12 protein-coding genes are annotated in these 17,866 nt (G+C 41.2%); 5 read left to right on the top strand and 7 right to left on the bottom strand.

Going from position 1 to position 17,866, the window contains the following annotated elements; all coding sequences use genetic code 11:
• Positions 1-13: 13 nt before the first annotated feature.
• Positions 14-1,216 (bottom strand): YbfB/YjiJ family MFS transporter, encoded by a 1,203-nt coding sequence (locus KCTCHS21_RS24630; RefSeq protein ID WP_130614384.1) that lies wholly within the window; start codon positions 1,214-1,216, stop codon positions 14-16.
• A gap of 123 nt (positions 1,217-1,339) precedes the next feature.
• Between KCTCHS21_RS24630 and KCTCHS21_RS24635 the strand changes: the two genes are divergently transcribed.
• The 3 genes from KCTCHS21_RS24635 (at position 1,340) to KCTCHS21_RS24645 (ending at position 4,073) form a co-directional block, all read left to right on the top strand.
• A complete protein-coding gene (locus KCTCHS21_RS24635) occupies positions 1,340-2,194 on the top strand; it encodes a LysR family transcriptional regulator (RefSeq protein WP_232057949.1) in 855 nt (284 codons plus the stop codon).
• A gap of 51 nt (positions 2,195-2,245) precedes the next feature.
• A complete protein-coding gene (locus KCTCHS21_RS24640) occupies positions 2,246-3,241 on the top strand; it encodes an acrylyl-CoA reductase family protein (RefSeq protein WP_179952709.1) in 996 nt (331 codons plus the stop codon).
• 145 nt (positions 3,242-3,386) lie between these two features.
• Entirely contained in the window at positions 3,387-4,073 is a 687-nt protein-coding gene (locus KCTCHS21_RS24645; RefSeq protein WP_130614390.1) for a hypothetical protein, read from the top strand.
• A 134-nt stretch (positions 4,074-4,207) separates the two neighbouring features.
• Here KCTCHS21_RS24645 and KCTCHS21_RS24650 read toward each other — a convergent pair whose 3' ends face one another.
• The 3 genes from KCTCHS21_RS24650 to KCTCHS21_RS32135 form a co-directional block, all read right to left on the bottom strand.
• Positions 4,208-4,780 carry a DUF4256 domain-containing protein gene (locus tag KCTCHS21_RS24650; protein ID WP_130614392.1) on the bottom strand — a complete coding sequence of 191 codons (573 nt, stop codon included), beginning with the start codon at positions 4,778-4,780 and terminating at the stop codon, positions 4,208-4,210.
• A 25-nt stretch (positions 4,781-4,805) separates the two neighbouring features.
• A complete protein-coding gene (locus KCTCHS21_RS24655) occupies positions 4,806-6,035 on the bottom strand; it encodes a hypothetical protein (RefSeq protein WP_130614394.1) in 1,230 nt (409 codons plus the stop codon).
• A 423-nt stretch (positions 6,036-6,458) separates the two neighbouring features.
• Entirely contained in the window at positions 6,459-6,746 is a 288-nt protein-coding gene (locus KCTCHS21_RS32135; RefSeq protein WP_408621734.1) for an ABC transporter substrate-binding protein, read from the bottom strand.
• A 287-nt stretch (positions 6,747-7,033) separates the two neighbouring features.
• Here KCTCHS21_RS32135 and KCTCHS21_RS24665 point away from each other — a divergent pair, with 287 nt between their 5' ends.
• Both KCTCHS21_RS24665 and KCTCHS21_RS24670 read left to right on the top strand, forming a co-directional pair.
• Complete coding sequence (locus KCTCHS21_RS24665; RefSeq protein ID WP_162309373.1) at positions 7,034-7,729, top strand: response regulator transcription factor; 696 nt, start codon at positions 7,034-7,036, stop codon at positions 7,727-7,729.
• 78 nt (positions 7,730-7,807) lie between these two features.
• Positions 7,808-9,790: a sensor histidine kinase gene (locus KCTCHS21_RS24670; protein WP_130614400.1), complete on the top strand. Its 1,983-nt coding sequence runs from the start codon at positions 7,808-7,810 to the stop codon at positions 9,788-9,790.
• 104 nt (positions 9,791-9,894) lie between these two features.
• On the opposite strand, the gene KCTCHS21_RS24675 is transcribed toward KCTCHS21_RS24670, so the two are convergent.
• The 3 genes from KCTCHS21_RS24675 to KCTCHS21_RS24685 form a co-directional block, all read right to left on the bottom strand.
• Entirely contained in the window at positions 9,895-11,019 is a 1,125-nt protein-coding gene (locus KCTCHS21_RS24675) for a HupE/UreJ family protein (RefSeq protein WP_162309374.1), read from the bottom strand.
• 125 nt (positions 11,020-11,144) lie between these two features.
• Entirely contained in the window at positions 11,145-16,592 is a 5,448-nt protein-coding gene (locus tag KCTCHS21_RS24680; RefSeq protein ID WP_130614404.1) for an Ig-like domain-containing protein, read from the bottom strand.
• Between the two features lie 178 nt (positions 16,593-16,770).
• The gene (locus KCTCHS21_RS24685) at positions 16,771-17,799 is read right to left on the bottom strand and encodes a HupE/UreJ family protein (RefSeq protein ID WP_157994115.1); all 1,029 of its coding nucleotides are present in this window, start codon (positions 17,797-17,799) and stop codon (positions 16,771-16,773) included.
• Between the last annotated feature and the right edge of the window lie 67 nt (positions 17,800-17,866).

The following is a 17,866-nucleotide window of genomic DNA, read 5'->3' on the forward strand; positions in this document are numbered from 1 at the left end:
ATTAACTGTGTAGTTAAGCATTTTTTAGACTTTTTCTATTGGACATAACACTACCCACTATCATAATAATTACAGCAATAACAAGTACCAAGGTAGCAAGAGCCAAGGAGATGCTGTAACTATTGGTTGCATCCAAAACAAACCCTGCCCCTACGGGACCAAGGATTTGACCAGTCCCAAAAAAACCAGTCATCAACGCAATGGCTTGACTACCACTAGTTGGTTTTAGTGAACGAGCCGCGGTAATTGCAAGCATGGAAATCCCCATAAAGGTTCCACCAAACAGGATTGAACCCAGAGCTACACCGAAGATATTAGGTAGTAATACAGGCAATATAACCCCTATAGCTTGTAAAATAAGCGCAAATATCAATGGCTTTACATAACCCATTTTCCCCATACACCAAGACCAGAATAAAGTCGAGGGCACCGCCGCTACCCCAACGATAATCCAGCTATAATCAGAAAAAAACTCCATTTTCGGAACTTGTTTGACATAAGAAACTAAAAACGTCGCACTAACAACATAGCCCAAGCCTTCAAGCCCATAAACAATAAGCAAATAAAGAAATAATTTTGTTTCTTTAATAGAAGAAGCTTTATCGCTACCATTTACAGTTATGTGTTGCTTTTTGGGCTCCTGGATATATCTCCAAATAATTGCGACAAGAATGATACTAACAACCAAGAGACCTATCCATGCTCCCCTCCATGAGTGAAGACTGAACAATGGAATTAATAACCCTGATAATGCAATACCAAATCCAACCCCACCATAAAAAATACCGATCCACTTTTCACGGTTGTCAGTGAGCAGGGCATCTAAAACTAAGCTTGATGCAAGGACAAAAATAAAGCCGCTACTAAAGCCAGATATGAAACGTAGTATCATCCACCAAGAAAACGAAGATGTAACCCCCATTAATCCAGTTGTTAAAATACATAAAACCAAGTGAATTCGCAGATGAGAAGATCTTCGCGCTCCGAAATTAATGAAACCCGCGCAAAAAGCTGCAGCTAAGTAACCTAAGTTATTAATTCCTGCCAAATAACCAGCTTCAGTTATGGATAAATTAATTTGTGACTGCATGAAAGGGAGTATCGAGGTGTATGAAAACCGACCGATACCCATTGCAATAGTTAGCATAACAAATCCACCAATTAATATTTTTGTCGAAGTAGCTTTACCTTTTACTTTTATATCTGAACGTGACATTATAATCCCCCCTCCTGTTTCAATTTTATTCCCAGCTTGATATCGTGTAAAATGAATGTATTAGATCGTATCCATTAAAAAAATCAATACCTGAAATGGAGAATGGTTATGGAGATCCGCGACATGCACATCTTTTTGACTGTCGCAAACGAAGGCAGTATTACAAGAGCTGCTGAGAAATTGGAATACGTTCAGTCGAGTATAAGCATACGTATTCAACAGCTTGAGAATGAACTTAATACCGTTTTATTTTATAGGCAACGTCACGGAGTTCAGCTTACTACATCAGGGCAGGTGCTTAAATCTTATGTAGAAAAAATTATTGCTCTTACGCAAGAGGCGGAGAACGCTGTATCAGATAGATCAACACCACAAGGACCACTTCGAATAGGATGCCTTGAAACGACAGCAGCCATTCGTTTACCGAATATTCTCGCCGACTATCATAGTTCCTATCAAGAGGTCGATTTAACAATAAAAACTGGCACTACGGACGAGCTTACTAAGTTAGTTCTGAAGTTTGAATTGGACGGTGCATTCGTGTCCGCACCAATTGAGCATGAAGAGTTAGAAGCAACGGAGATCGGTTATGAAGAGCTTGTGCTCGTAACTGGAGGACAGCAATTATCAATTGAACGAATGGAAGAGTTACAAAATCAAACTCTACTTGTTTTTAGAATTGGTTGCTCATACCGTCAAAAATATGAAGATTGGTTAGGTCTCAAAGGAATAAGGCCTTCCAAAATTATGGAGTTCGGCACAGTTGAAGGAATCCTTGGATGTATTCATGCGGGGCTTGGCATTTCACTATTACCCCGTTCTGTTGTGGAGAGGGCGAAAGGGCAATATAGTCTTCAAATTCAAAAATTATCAGAGAAATCATTCAAAGCTGCGACGTTATTTGTTCGCCGCAAAGACTCATACTATACTCCGGCTGTATCTGAGTTAATAAGAATAGCAAAAGAAAGATTTAATTAACTCGCGAAAATCCCATCCTGTCGATAAGAGGTCATAAGAATGAATCCAGACATTCCAGACACATTTCAGGCACTCGTAGTCAATAAGACTGATACATCTTTTTCAGTAAATACTCAAGCCTTGACATTGGAAGACCTGCCCATTGGGGAAGTCGTTATTCAGGTAGCATACTCTAGTGTTAACTATAAGGATGGGTTAGCTAGTATTCCAGATGGTAATATCGTCAAATCCTACCCCTTCGTTCCAGGAATAGATCTATCGGGTTATGTAGTCTCCTCTAGCGATAAACGCTTTACTAAAGGCCAGCCTGTTATAGCTACCGGCTATGATATTGGGGTTTCTCATTTTGGGGGCTTCAGTCAGTATGTGCGCATTCCTGCTAAATGGATTATTCCTCTTCCCGAGGGACTTACTTTAAAGGAAGCTATGATCCTTGGAACTGCTGGCTTCACAGCCGCTTTGTCTATCCAAAGTCTTGAATTGAATGGAATTTCTCCCGAACAAGGCAAAGTGCTTGTCACGGGAGCAACTGGTGGGGTAGGCGGAGCCGCCATAGCAATGCTCGCCAAAAATGGTTATCATGTCGATGCGAGTACTGGAAATGCTAACGCCGCACACTACCTCAAAGCACTAGGTGCCAAAGAAATTCTCTCTCGCGAAGATGTATTAGGGCAATCTGATAAGCCCCTAAACAAGCAATTGTGGCAAGCCGCTGTCGATTCTGTTGGGGGAGCTACACTTGCGGCCATCCTAAGTAAGCTTGCTTACCGAGGTGCCGTAGCTGCAAGTGGTTTAACAGGAGGAGCATCCCTCCCTACTACTGTATTGCCCTTTATTCTGCGTGGAGTCAGTCTCATGGGGATTGACTCCGTGTTCTGCGACGGCGATACTCGCACTAAGGTATGGAACCGTATGGCTACTGATCTGAAGCCTAATAATCTGGATACTTTAATAGATCGGGAAGTAACACTACGAGAGCTTCCTGAAGCTTTGAAAGATATTTTGCAGTCCCGTACCCTCGGTCGGATTCTAGTTGCTTTGAACTAAAAATGGGTGTCTCCGCTACTTTCGTTGTAGTATCGGGACGCCCTCAATTATTTTAATGACCCTATTCGTTGAGCAAATTCATTATTTGCTGTTCTAAGTTTTCCAAATACATTAAATACACTTTTTTTACCCAAGATATATTGTTTTGGGCGCCATATTACCCGCATTAGAAAAATATACACCCGATCATTTTGATTCTATATCAGATGCGAAATCAAAAATTTTCACGGTTATACATGAAGCAGAGAGTCTCCTTTCTAAGGCAAATGTTGATGATGATATTGCAAGAATTACGATGACTGAGGAAAGAACAGACTTAATTACTTACCTTAATAATGTATCTGAAACAAAAGTAATTAAAGAACCTCCATTATTCTATAGACGAAAGTTATTAGAGTCAGAAAGAGAATTAATATGGATGCAACTAAATAATAAATGGTCTATTGAAAAGAAAGGTCAATGGATACCACTTGATGGTAGTAAAAACAAACTTGCTCTAGCTTTTATGGATGATTACTTTGAGTCAGAAGTTGGTTATGAACTATTAAGGAAGTTTTTATTAGAACATGGACTCAATAATATATACGAGTTACGAGAATTCGAATCATCACCTGAATATGAGTTAGAGATTTCTGCTTTTAGCCCCACATATGTTTTCAATGGAGAAGGTTTTTGGTGCAGTAAGGAAATGGACTGGGTTATCTATGCCTCCCATGAAAATTCAATCACTTTTGGAGGAGAATGGCTAGTCAACAAAGTAAAAGGTGCATGGTCAAACTGGGAAAGTAGGCTATGGCTCGATTGGAGAGAAAGATTAGCAAGAGGAATTTAAATTTCATTAAAAAATCCCCTCTAAAAAAAAGTGAACTGTGACCCACAAGAAAGACACTTTAAAGAGTGATTTTCTTGTGGGTCTTTTGTGTTTTAATCAGAATATTGGAAAAGGAGCCCCACTAGCATTTAAACTTAGACCCTTAACGAGCCACGAAATCCTCGTGCAGCATAATAGGATTCAGCTCCGTTGTGGTACACGAAGATAGAGTCGTAACGACGATCGCAGAAGATGGCCCCGCCGAGTTTTCTAATGCTAGCAGGTGTAATCACCCAGCTTGACGTTTTCGCATCAAAATTTCCAAGCTTCTGCAGTTCCCGGTATTGTACTTCTGTTAAAAGCTCTATGCCCATAGCTGCTGCCATTTCAATTGCATCATTTTGTGGTTTATGTTCTTTCCTCGAATCCAGCGCTTCACGGTCGTAACAAACACTTCTGCGCCCTTTAGGACTTTCTGCTGAACAATCGTAAAAAATGTATTCGCCGGTCTCCGTATCATGACCAACAACATCCGGTTCACCGCCAGTTCCCTCCATCTCATGGAGAGACCACAGCTTTTCAGTATGAGCTTCGAGCTTTGCTTGAACGTCAGCCCATTCAAGACCTTGATGGCGGTTCCTATTTTTCTCAAAACGTGCTTTCAATGTTCTGAGAAGTCCTTCGGATTGTTCCGGAGATAACTCCTTTATATTGCTGCTATTAGTCATGTTCATTTCTCCTACCCACATTGATTTATTTCTTTAGTTTTCGTACGGCAAACTTTCTAATATCCTCGTAGCTGTCATGCAAGCATTCTTCTAAAATCTCTTGTGGAAGAATTTTTCTCTTAAACATTTTATGGATAAGAGTATGACGGCAATATGAACACAGCGTTTGTCTATATATGTAGATAAATACTGAGGGATTAATTTTAACATATCGGTTAACTAATAATCTCTCAACGTCCATAAAGAGACCATGCCATCCGCCATCTTCATAAGATATAGTCAGACTTTGAATACCTTCGAGCAGAACAGTTTCATCTTCAGACTTATAGCAAAAACATAGGAGACTTAGAGCATTTGCGAGTTCTTTCTTTTGTTTAATGAGATTTATTGCGAAATCGTGAATCGTATCTGACGGTAAATGCTGCATCATCTCAAAAGCAACATTTCGTATTGATTCATTATCATTTCCGGCAAGCTCGAAAATAAACTGCTCATCCAATGGAAAACGAACATTTCTAAAAGTCCACAGTAATTCTAACTTTATATCTAGATTTATTTCTTCAATAGAGTATTTCGCTAATTTTATCAATTCCTCTTCTGTAGCAACTTTCGCAAAACGAAGTGCTAGCCCTCGGCTTCGCTTTTCTCTTGATGCTTTAATCACTTCTTCTAGTGTTGGTGAATCAATACCTTGTCTATTTTGAATCTTGGTTTGTGATATGGAGTTTAGAAAGGATTTTATATAATCAGATTTAATCGCATTTTTTTGCAAATATGTATCTACACGTTTATCTCCAAACTTATTTTTTGCATTAAAGTAGAACCAATCTATATCAACGATATCACTTTTTCTAAAAGCATACTCCCCAAGCTGTTGTAAAATACTCTTAAAAGCAGGAAATCCATCTAGTGTTGTTAACCATACACACAGCCATTCTAAGTTATCCTTATCTACACGATTGGTGCGATGTGACAATAATCCGAGTAATGTATTGTATTTTTCATATAATGATTCCCTTGCTCTGATGCTGCCATCAACTGAAAATAGATACAAAAGCTCACACAACTGATCGAATAACCATGTATCTAGATTTTTTTGCATAAACTTTTGGATTATAGCTTCTTCAAAATAGCTCCTATCTTCGAATAGAGAGATAGCATTATATAAAAAGAGTTCCACGTTTACCTTCGGATTGCATGTCATAGCAAGTGTTTCGAAGACAAGACCATAAAATAATATCTTTATACTTTTCACGACAATTACTCTCTTTTAACTCAATATATGAATGACCTAATCCCCGTTTGAAAGCCTCTTTGAATTGAGTTCTTGTAAGTTTTCTTTCCTTCAATTATTAATCTCCTTTTCTATACCAAATAATAGTATCAACACCATACCATAGGATTCTTGGCTAACCCCCCTGACCTAAATATACTATACCATATGTTGGAATTTCTCTTTTGTACCGTATGTATTACGTCTGGTTGCTAGTAAAATGTATACTACCGGATAATGCTAGTAATAGTTACTTTTTAGTATCGAAAAAAGGAGGAAAATATAAAGCGGAGCATTTACATGCCCCGCCCGCTTAAAGTCTTCTTATGATCCTGTAATGACATACTTGCGCATTTACCTCAAACTATATCAAATATGGGTTTGATGCAGTCGGTGAGGAGTCAATCAGTTCTTAGTAAGACTGTCGACAACAAACTTAAATTGAGCCTCCAAGGATATGGGGTCACTGTAAACAAACCCTCTCCCGTCGTTCCTAAAAACGTGATTATTTTTGACAGCAGGCAGGTTATCCCATATGGGTCCGTCAAAGACGACTTCCGGCTTGGCATCTCCCGTCCAACCGCTGATGAATATATAATCACCTGCGTATTCGGGCAACAGTTCCAAAGACAGCTTTGCCCATCCCGTACCGCTGTCGATCGCTTCCTTCTGGATGATTGGCGGCGCCTTCAAATGGAATTCCCCGTAAATAATATCCCCGCCTCTCCCAAAACTCCCATAAGCATAGAATTCCTTAGCTCCTCCTGCATATCCATCATACAGAAAGCACTTCCGTTGCTCCGATTGGGTTTGTAAGCCAATTATAGCAGGATGCGGTGGGATTGGCGGCGAAGTATGAATTCTAGCAATAATTCATAATTTTACACGCTTCGACACTCGTTCTTCTTTTATTCCAACAAAATTGATAAAATAAGAGGTATATAAGATTTCCATATTTACAGAAGAGGATGTTTGCATCCATGACGGCAACCATTTTAACCGTTGACGACGATATTAAATTGCAAAAAATGCTGCATTTATTTCTGACGAACGCAGGATTCCATGTGCTGCAAGCTTATAACGGCGAACAATGCCTCGAACATCTTAGAAATCAACAACCGGATCTTATTCTGCTGGACATTCAAATGCCGGATGTCGATGGCATCACGTTATGCCGCCAAATCAGAGGTCTGTTTCAGCTTCCGATTCTGTTTCTGACGGGGAATATGCAGATTGAAGATAAATTAAGCTCCCTGCAGTCCGGGGGCGACGATTATATTACCAAACCGTTCGATCCATTAGAATTGATAGCGAGAGTCAAATCCCATTTGCGCTGGGGGATGCTTCTCTCAGAAACGAGGGAGCCTGGCAGCAAGCTGTCCGTTTCTGGACTCGAAATCGATTTTGAGCGATTGACGGTTATTGCAAACGGAAATCCTGTCATTTTAATGGCTAAAGAAATGCATCTACTAGTAACACTCGCACAAAACCAGCAAAGGGTTTTTCATCCAAGGCAGCTCTATGAGTTGATTTGGATCGATCCGGCTGGGTACTCTTCCGATACTATCAAAGTACACATTCATAGGCTTCGCAAAAAAATAGAAGTCGATCCGCTGAAACCGAAATTCATCCATACTGTCAAAGGCTTCGGCTACAAATTCCAACCAAGCGAATAATAGGAGACACTGCATCTACCCAATCAGTCTGAAACAAACTTGGTAGGAACGGTGCGCCGCAGAGGGGGATCCGCCGCAATGGCGAGCAATAAAACAATTATTGCAAACAATCGATTTTTCATCCTTGCTATCATATTGCTCATCCTCGGCGTCTCCATCGTTTGGCAGCTATTCGCTCCTACACCATACGCTCCTACATCCGCGGATGAAATCGTTTTGCACGAGAATGAAGGCGTATATAACGTAAACGAACAGATGGATTTTCTTGTGGATAAGAATGGAAAGTGGACGCTTGAAGACGTTCAATCCCCTCAAGTTAATGCGCAATTTCAGCCGGCATCTGGGAAGTCCGCTTTCGGCTTAACCGCCGGAACTTACTGGATCCGGACTACGGTAACTAATCAATCCCCGCTTGAGCAATGGGTCATTCGTTTGAATAACTCGGTCATCGAACAGTTCGATATGCATATCATTGACGTTCAGTCCGATAATCCCTTACACGCCCGAATGATTGCGAAAGCCGACGAGCATTTCTACTCATACTATTTTCAGCTGCCTAAGAACGATTCTGTGACCATCTATATGAGAGCCCTCATCAACGGCTCCATGATTATTCCGATAGAGCTGATGGATAACAACACCTTCCTTAGCAAACTGAAAAACGAATATATATTTTTCGGCATCTATTACGGGTTTGTCCTGTTGATGGCAGCCTACATGTTATCCTTGTATATTTTTAATCGCATGTCGGTTTATCTTTATTATTCGCTATACATCATTTGTTTCAGCATATCGCAGCTCGTTTGGAACGGACTATTACAACAATTACTTGGAGCGGATAGCCAGTTAATGGCGTTCTTACTTCATATGTTCGGAAATTACGAAAGTATTGATTATTTTTTCTTTATTTCAAGTCTATGGTTTGGCCTCTTGTTTCTGGGCAAAATACTTCAAATCGAAGTATACGCTCCGCGCATGATGGTCGTGTACCGGGCGCTGAGCATCATTTCTCCTCTTGTTGTCGCAGCTTCATTATTCCATCTCCCCGGTTATGAAACACTTGCCATCTTATACGAATCGTTGTTTGCGATACTGCTTGTCATCAGCACGATCTGGTGCATGTACAGAGGGAATCCGACAGCGCGTTATGTTATTCTCGCAGCGATTCCTTTCCTTGGTTTAGCCGCTCCGACTATATTGAATACCTATAGCCTGATGCAAGAGAGCTTTCTGACCCATTACGGCTTTCAATTCGGTGCTATTGCGGAGTTCCTCATGTTCTCGATCGCTTTATCCTATCAGATCAGACAGGCTCGAATAGATAAAGAGAACGCCGTTCAGGAGATGAAGTTGAACGAGCAAATTCAACAAACGCGCACTGAGCTGCTGCAAAATATTTCTCATGATATTCGTACACCGCTTACGATCGTGCAGGGCGGAATTCAAGCGATGATTCACGGTATCGTGATTGAGCCTAGCGAGAATGAAGACATGCTCAAATCCATGTACGATGAAGTGCTCCAGATCAACACGTTCATCGATCATTTGTTTGAATTAAGCCGCCTGAAACAAGCTCACGAAACATCGGTGTTGGAATCGACCCCATTGATGGATTGGATCTCACACCAATTCGATTCTCTCCAATCCATCATTCAATTGGCTGGACATCAAAGCAAATGCTCAGTTTCAGTTGACCCGCAAGCTGTTGTCAAAATTCATGCTCATCAGATAAAGCGCGTGCTTGCTAACCTCGTAAACAACGCGTGTAAGTTCTCTCCTGCAGGGGGCACCATTCATTTGTCAGCTAGCTCGAAAAAGGGGATTGTACTGATAGGTGTGGGAGACGAAGGAAGAGGTATACCTCCGGAACATCTCAATTCTATTTTTGATCGGGCTTATAAGGTGGACCCAGCCGATCCTAAGAGCGGCAGCGGTCTGGGACTGGCCATTGCGAAAGAAATTGTCGGACTTCACAACGGCGCCATTTGGGTAGAAAGCCAGGAGGGTAACGGCAGCCGATTTTTCATTAAACTGCCTGTCGATACTTTCAGAAGCTCGTAGAATGGTTGGCCAAGCATAATTGTTGAACGCCGTCCTTTCACGGCGTTCAACGTTTATGTCTCAGACATTTCAGAGAAGTAACGAAAATTGATGAACATTTTCATTTAGTTAAAAAAAACGCGACTAACTAACCAATATGCCCCCAAGATAAACGCAATAGCTGATCCACTTATAACAGCTCGTCTTGAAAATTTCCAACGATGCAACAGAACCAGCGGCAGCAGTAGAATGGCTACTAACGTCACTTGAATCGTTTCAATACCAAGGTTAAAGCTAATGAGATCTGTTGCCAGTTCGCTTCTAGGAATATCCATTTCACTCAATATGTCAGCAAAGCCCATACCATGAATTAAACCGAATAAGAACGTCAATACCCAGCGATAGCTGACTTTTTTACGAACGATATTTTCAACCGCTACATAACAAATGCTAAGTGCTATTGCCGGTTCAACAAACCATCCAGGCACATTAATAAAACCTAGCACCGTCAATGATAATGTAATACTATGAGCGATCGTGAATGCAGTGATCATAGTAGCATACTGCTTAAATGTCTGCCTTGCTATAAGAAGTGAAAATAGAAACAACAGGTGGTCATAGCCTTCTAAAATATGAGTCATGCCTAGTTTAAAGAAAGAGAACCATCCCGAGATTTGTTCCGAACCTGATGCATCCTCATTACTGTTTGACTGAGATTGCGGATCCTGACGCAGAGCATCATAGATGTGATCGCTCATCTGCATTGACCAAACACGGTAATTTCCTGACAAGGCAGATGTACTTGTTTTCTCACCGTAATTAATCGTAACCAAGTCTACATAGTTGGCGGTAACTTTATCCTTAACGTAGAGGTTATCTGTTAGTGAAACTGTTTGGGATGCTAGTGTAGGAGGAAAAGCTACCTTCAGAATCGCCTTTGCAGTGTCTCCTTCCCGATTTATAGTAAAGCTTTCGACAGTCCAATTTTGAGCTTCTTTATTAATTTCCAACTTAATATCGTTCTTTAACAAAACAAGAAATTGATCTTTCACCGCATTGAATTCTTCCAGTTCCAGTATGCCATTGTTGTTCGAATCTCCATTCGTCAACTCAATGACAGAAAGCTCGTCAAGCGCATAAGTCATTTCGATGCTGGCTTTTGTGAAATCTAGCTTTGTATAACTGGCACTGTATGCGTGAGCTTCAGCTTTCTGTTCAGTTGATGACGAAAACACAATTAAAACTAACATGATACAAACGAGAATTCTAAATATTGCCCGACTGTGGAACATTCTTTTTTTCTCCTTTAAAAGATAAAAGGGATGCCTTTATTGCGAACAGCATCCCTTTTATCAATGATGTCTTTTAATACGGATTATTTATTTAATAAATTATAGATAACTTGGGCTGCCTCAGCACGGGTTGTAATTCCTTTTGGATCAAATGTATCCGCCGTGCGTCCTCGAACCAAATTAAGCTCCGCTGCTTTTTTAACATAATCCACAGCCCATGATGAAACCTTAGACTCATCTGTGAATGTTTTGCCTGTATTCGCTGGAGCTTTTCCATTTACCAGCTCATAAGCTTGCATCATCATAGTAACCATTTCTTCGCGAGTGATTTTTCCATTCGGATTAAATGTAGTCGCGGTTTTGCCTTTTACGATACCAGCCTCATAAGCAATAGAGACTGCTTGTGCATACCAATCATTCGCAGAGACGTCGGTGAATTTGATCTGTCCTTGTTTCGTCAGCTTCAACGAATTTACAAGCAGCGTCGTAAACTCAGCTCTGGTAATAGCACGTCCCGGTTCGAATGTTGTGTTGCTTGTACCAGTAATTGTTTGTTTAGCAGCTAATTCTTGAACTACGTTAAACGCCCAATGATTAGTTGCTAAGTCATTAAAGGTCTTATTGTACTCAAGAACCGCATATTTACTGAAGTGGCTGATTTGCGCAACCATTTCACCATTAATGTATTTCCCTTCGATAAGCTCCAATTTTCCACTGTCTGAGATATAGTAAATACCTACCAATTTCGGATTTGAGATTGGATCTACTTTTAAGCGGATAGTGATTGGCTGATCAAACTGTGTTAATTTTTCAACTTTTCCTTCTTTAGAAGTAATCGTAAAGGTAAATTCGTATACTTCTCCGGAAAGCTTAATATTTGCGTTTGTTGCGGTTCCGCTTAGGGCTACAATAGCCTTCGCTTCTGATTGAGGCAACGGATTGAATGTTAAGGATATCGAGCTTTCTTTTAATTCATTTGAATTCAATTTACTTTCTAACTGCTTGATCAAATCGGACGGCACGTTAAACGTAATTTTATCCGATGTGATTTCAAGCTTATTGTTCCCAAGCAGCTCCGCCGTATTGGACGGTAACTTAACTTCTGTTACGTCTGAAGCAACTGGGACGGTTGTTTTACCTTCGCTGCCGGTTTTAACTAACTGCTCAGTTGTTATCGTCTCAGTAATCGTTTTGCCATCAGCGCCGGGCGTTGGTGTTGGCTTCGGCGTTGGCGTTGGTGTCGGTGTCGGCGTTGGTGTTGGCGTTGGTGTCGGCGTTGGCGTTGGTGTTGGTGTTGGTGTTGGTGTCGGTGTCGGCGTCGGCGTCGGTGTCGGCGTTGGTGTCGGCGTTGGTGTCGGCGTTGGTGTCGGCGTTGGTTCTCCACCTGGTTCGCTAGCAGCATTCACCGTGACCGTACTTGTAGCCGTTTTACTTCCATCCACTGTTGTTACCGTAATAATTGTCGTTCCCACTGCATGTGGTGTAACTACCCCATTGTTGACTGTAGCCACTGCCGCATTGCTTGAACTCCATGTCACGTTTTTGTTTGTTGCATTGTTTGGATTCACTGTTTCTTTCAGCGTTTGCGCTACTCCGCCTGCTGTAAAGGTCAGTGTCGACTTATCCAGCGTCACTCCCGTTACAGGTACGTTCGGTGCAGTCACAGTAACCGTACTTATAGCCGGTTTACTTCCATCCACTGTCGTTACCGTAATAATTGCCGTTCCGGCTGCATGTGGTGTAACTACTCCATTGTTGACTGTAGCCACTGCCGCATTGCTTGAACTCCATGTCACGTTTTTGTTCGTTGCATTGTTTGGGTTCACTGTTTCTTTCAGCGTTTGCGCTGCCCCTCCTGCTGTAAAAGTAAGTGTCGACTTATCTAGCGTCACTCCCGTTACAGGTACGTTCGGTGCAGTCACAGTGACTGTGCTTATAGCCGTTTTACTTCCATCCACTGTCGTTACCGTAATAATTGCCGTTCCGGCTGCATGTGGTGTAACTACTCCATTGCTTACTGTTGCCACTGCCGCATTGCTTGAGCTCCACGTAACGTTTTTGTTCGTTGCATCGCCCGGGTTCACTGTTTCTTTCAGCGTTTGCGCTGCTCCACCTGTTGTAAAGGTCAGTGTTGACTTATCTAGCGTCACTCCCGTTACAGGCGCTTGTGCACCAGCAGACTTAGGAATAGCCTTTAGGTTCATATCAAAATAAAGATCTGAGCTGCTAGCTCTATTCTGGTGGACCTCAACTGCAATCACATTGTCACCATTGTGGAGGTTCGCCCTCATTGCTTCTGTGAGATCAACATCTTTCTTAATCCATGGAAGATCTAAACCAGATGGAGACAAAGTGTCATATTTAATTTCGCCCTCTGGCATTTCCATACGTATAATTTCAGTTCCATTCACATACATAACTGCACCATCGTCTATTGAGAAATTACCTAAAAACTTCTCATAGAAATCGACATTACCAATGTTTAGGGTCGTACGGAAATAAGTAGTTATATATTTATTGCTTTTGCTCGGTCCATACTCAATTTCCGTTTTATAGGGACCAAATAGAGTAGAGCTAACAATCGATCCGTTATCTTTATATCCAAACGGAGCACTTCCAGACTTCCATGAAGAGATGTCAGCCATACGCCAAGCTGTGCCTAGATCAGAACCTTTATCAAAGTATTTCCACACCAAGCCTTCCGACAATAAAGTATTCTGAGCATGCACCGTGACCGTGCTTATAGCTGTTTTAACTCCATCCACTGTCGTTACCGTAATGATTGTCGTTCCGGCTGCAAGTGGTGTAACTACCCCATTATTGACTGTAGCCACTGTCTCATTGCTTGAACTCCAAGTCACGTTTTTGTTCGTTGCATTGTTCGGGTTCACTGTTTCTTTCAGCGTTTGCGTTGCTCCGCCTGCAGTAAAGGTAAGTGTCGGCTTATCCAGCGTCACTCCCGTTACAAGTACTGTCGCCGCATTTACTGTGACCGTGCTTATTGCCGTTTTACTTCCATCCACTGTCGTTACCGTAATGACTGTCGTTCCCATTGCAAGCGGTGTAACTACCCCATTGTTGACTGTAGCCACTGCCTCATTACTTGAACTCCATGTAACGTTTTTGTTCGTTGCATTGTTCGGGTTCACTGTTTCTTTCAGGGTTTGCGCTGCTCCGCCTGCTGTAAGGGTAAGTGTCGGCTTATCTAGCATCACATCTGTTACTGCTATGTTCGCTACACTCACGATGACCGTGATGCTTGCCGTCTTATTGCTTCCATCCTCTGTCTTAACTGTTATTACGGTTGTACCTACTTTTAGGCCTGTCAACTTGCCGTATGCATCTATCGTTGCAACAGACTCATCGCTTGAGGACCAACTTACATCATGATTTGTTGCATTCTCTGGTAGTACAGTTGCTGTCAAAACACCTGTTTCACCTAATGCTAAATCAAATCTTTCTTCATTAATTAAAACGCTAGTTGCCAGAACTTTAGGTCCAGCACTTACTTCAACATTACTTGTAGCCGTGAAGCCGCCATCGACTGTCGTCGCAGTAATTACAGCGTTACCTACTGCTACGCCAGTTACCTTACCATTCTCATCAACTGTTGCAACTGACTCATCACTTGACTTCCAGACAACATCTTGATTTGTTGCATTAGTTGGCAGCACAGTTGCCGTCAGAACAGACTTTCCTTCTACCCCTATTTCAAGAGCAGATTTATTTAACGTAACATCAGTTACCGAAACCCCAACAGCTACGTCAGCCTTGTTCGTTTCTACATTCGAGATAGTATCTCTCTTTTTATTTAGAGTAGTAAGAACAGACTTTGTAAGCTGCAAACTTGCTGTTGCCGGATTCTGATTATCTACAAGTTCAAAGGAGAGCTTAAAGATATCGGAATATTCACCGTATGTTTGGGAGTGGATTGGCTTGTTAAGAGTTGCTTTGATACTTACCTCTCCCTCATTCTCCTTACTACGGTCAATCAAAAAGATCCCAGCGTCTGGTGTAACCAACTCTGCGTTAATCAGTTTGATTTGCGTGCTATTAAACTTAAATGTCGTATCGATATTTTTCACTGCATTGGCATTGTTGGTTGCATAGAAATACTCAATACTAGATTTAGCATCTGTTTGTTCATTTTGTTTGGCATAAAGCTTAACGTTCTCTGGCTCTTTTACCATCGTGTACGTATCATAAAGCGCCATTGTGTCCGTTCTATAGGTGTTATACGTAATTGCTTTTGGAGTGATATTGATAATAGAGAAAGTCGGAACTTTATCCTGCTTTCTTACTTCAGTGTAAGTTTCACGAACTGGAGCAAGCTCATAATACTTACTTCCACTTGAAGAGTTCGCAGTAAAGAACGTTGTACCTGCAGGGTTAATAGCTCTTCCTTGTTCGTCCTTAAGCTGGTCACCTGGGTTTGGGTTTTGAACTTTACCATTGTTCATTACAAGCGTTCGGGAATAAGAGTGATCATGACCTGTAAAAACAAGATCAATAGAAAGGTCATCAATAATTGGGGAAATTGCCGCTCTCAAGTTGAGTGTAGCAGTAGATTGAGAATGTTGTGCACCAGCACCATAAATATCCTGGTGCAATGTAACAAATCTCCACTTCGTGTTCGGGTTAGCCGCAACCGTTTGTTCCATAAACTTTCTGTGCTCAGTCCCGCTGGTATTGTTAGTGTTCAATACCATAAACAGCGCATCGCCGTATGTATAGTAATAGTCTCCACCAAAATCAACACCATCTTTACTCATACCGAATGTTGATTCATTAGGAGTATTGAAATGGTATTTATAATTCACTTTTATATCATGGTTACCAACTGTTGTTGCTACAGGCAGGTTTCTAAGTTGCCCAGGAGCTGTGTAATAATCATATTGAGACTCATTATTCCCAGTCTCTACTTGATCTCCCGCAGACATAATAAAGTTAATTCCCGGATATGCCGTTACTGCTTTTTTCAGCGTATTTGCCCAAGCTTCAGCATCTTTTACAACACTGCCTGTTTGTGCTGCACCAATTTGCGGGTCACCCACATACAAGATAGAGTAGTTTTCTGGATCTGCTGTCGCATAATCATAAACCGGGCTCCAGTCTGTGCCGTCGCCTACACGGTAAACATATTGCGTCTTCAGCGCAAGTCCAGAAGCATCTGCTTTATTCGAATAATAAGTTGTACTTGCTGTAGAAGATGTTCCTGTGAATTCCAAAGCTTTATCAACTGGGAATATGTCGTCTGTCATATCAGTTTTCTTCGCCATCTGAACGATAGTGGCTACTGGTTTAACATTCGAATACCAAGCAAAATTCAACTTAGTCACATCTGCGCCAGGAGTAAGTGAGATGCTTGTTGGAAGGTAATTTGCAGCTGCAGCAGTAACTACCGGATTGGACTCAGCAGCACTAGCTGTGTAGCTTGGGGTTGGCAGCCATGACACTACCATCGTGATTAACAAAACCAAAGCACTGATCCTAGTAATTCGCCTCTTCTTCTGACTGAATAAATTGGACACGGAAGTATACACCCTCTTAGTTGTATGTTACTCCTTTTATAGAGTACACATAACTATAGTCCGCGTTTGTAAACTTAAATCATTCGCTTTATTTATTTTTCATTAAATTATATGTTAATTTTTACATAAGGAAAATATTGACTATAACCCATCCAACCCCTCCGAAAATTTATTAAAGCTAAGAATCTAGTTTCTTAATTCGAAATAAATAACGGATTGCAAAATATAGAATAAGTGCAATCAGTATCAAAGCGACTTCAATACCAACATTAAAAGCTACTACTGAAGGCACTAAGTGCTCCTCTTCCGCGCGAATTCCCGCCAATCCTGTGGAAAAACCAAATCCATAAACCAAGCCAAACCCACCTGCTGCCCATAAAATATACTTCTTGTTCTTGCTAAAGAGAGCATATAAGGCAACGATAATAATACTAAGAACAGTAACCGATTCAATAACATTGCTGGGTATTGTCAATATTTGCATGCTTGCTAATATCAAGGTTATAGAACTAACTCCAATAAATATCGATATCGCGGCTATGGTCTTTTTAATATACCTGCAGCTAATGAGAAATCCCACCAAGAACAAAATCACCATAAAATCCGTTAACATATGCATTAGACCAAGCATGAAATACCGTTGAAATGCATCTTGTACACTCATTTGACCGATTTGAAGCTTACGAATCTGTTCGACGAATACTTCGGTTTTTTTCAGCTCACCAATCTCTAGATTCACATAGGCAACATGCCATGGATCACGATCTAATACTAAATTATAGGACAGCTCTACTATTTTCGGAGCATCTCTTACCGGATATTCCAAGATCGCTTCTGCGAATGGCTGCGGCTCACCCTCCTTCTCGATATATTTGAGCTGTGTCATTTTCCCCTTTAGAGGCAAATAATCCGAATATAGTGTCATGTTAGACAATAGATAGCTTCCTACCTCTTTCTGGTACTTCTTAAGAAACTTATCTATATGCTCCGGTGTTTTTAGAAACGGGTCTTCATCTGGAGGTATCGCATCCATCCGCAAGTCGTTCAAATCAATCTGAATTACTGAGCTGATAACTCCCTTCTTGAGTGATAAATCCAAGAAAGCAACACTGTCACCATGAGCAAATGAAGTAGGAGCCCATGAAACAAACATAAAACTAACACTGGCTAAAAATATCGCAACTGTTGCACTCCATCGTTTAAACATCCGAATCCTCCTGAATAGCTTCCTAAAATAACATCGTTTGAATACTATCATTACTCAACTTGCACAG

The sequence above is a fragment of the Cohnella abietis genome (assembly GCF_004295585.1).
Taxonomy (GTDB): domain Bacteria; phylum Bacillota; class Bacilli; order Paenibacillales; family Paenibacillaceae; genus Cohnella; species Cohnella abietis.

What these genes read in the sequence shown, in the direction of transcription:
- KCTCHS21_RS24630 (WP_130614384.1), bottom strand. Translation starts at nt 1,216, where the DNA reads ATGTCACGTTCAGATATAAAAGTAAAAGGTAAAGCTACTTCGACAAAA.
- KCTCHS21_RS24635 (WP_232057949.1), top strand. Translation starts at nt 1,340, where the DNA reads ATGCACATCTTTTTGACTGTCGCAAACGAAGGCAGTATTACAAGAGCT.
- KCTCHS21_RS24650 (WP_130614392.1), bottom strand. Translation starts at nt 4,780, where the DNA reads ATGACTAATAGCAGCAATATAAAGGAGTTATCTCCGGAACAATCCGAA.
- KCTCHS21_RS24665 (WP_162309373.1), top strand. Translation starts at nt 7,034, where the DNA reads ATGACGGCAACCATTTTAACCGTTGACGACGATATTAAATTGCAAAAA.
- KCTCHS21_RS24670 (WP_130614400.1), top strand. Translation starts at nt 7,808, where the DNA reads ATGGCGAGCAATAAAACAATTATTGCAAACAATCGATTTTTCATCCTT.
- KCTCHS21_RS24675 (WP_162309374.1), bottom strand. Translation starts at nt 11,019, where the DNA reads ATGTTAGTTTTAATTGTGTTTTCGTCATCAACTGAACAGAAAGCTGAA.
- KCTCHS21_RS24685 (WP_157994115.1), bottom strand. Translation starts at nt 17,799, where the DNA reads ATGTTTAAACGATGGAGTGCAACAGTTGCGATATTTTTAGCCAGTGTT.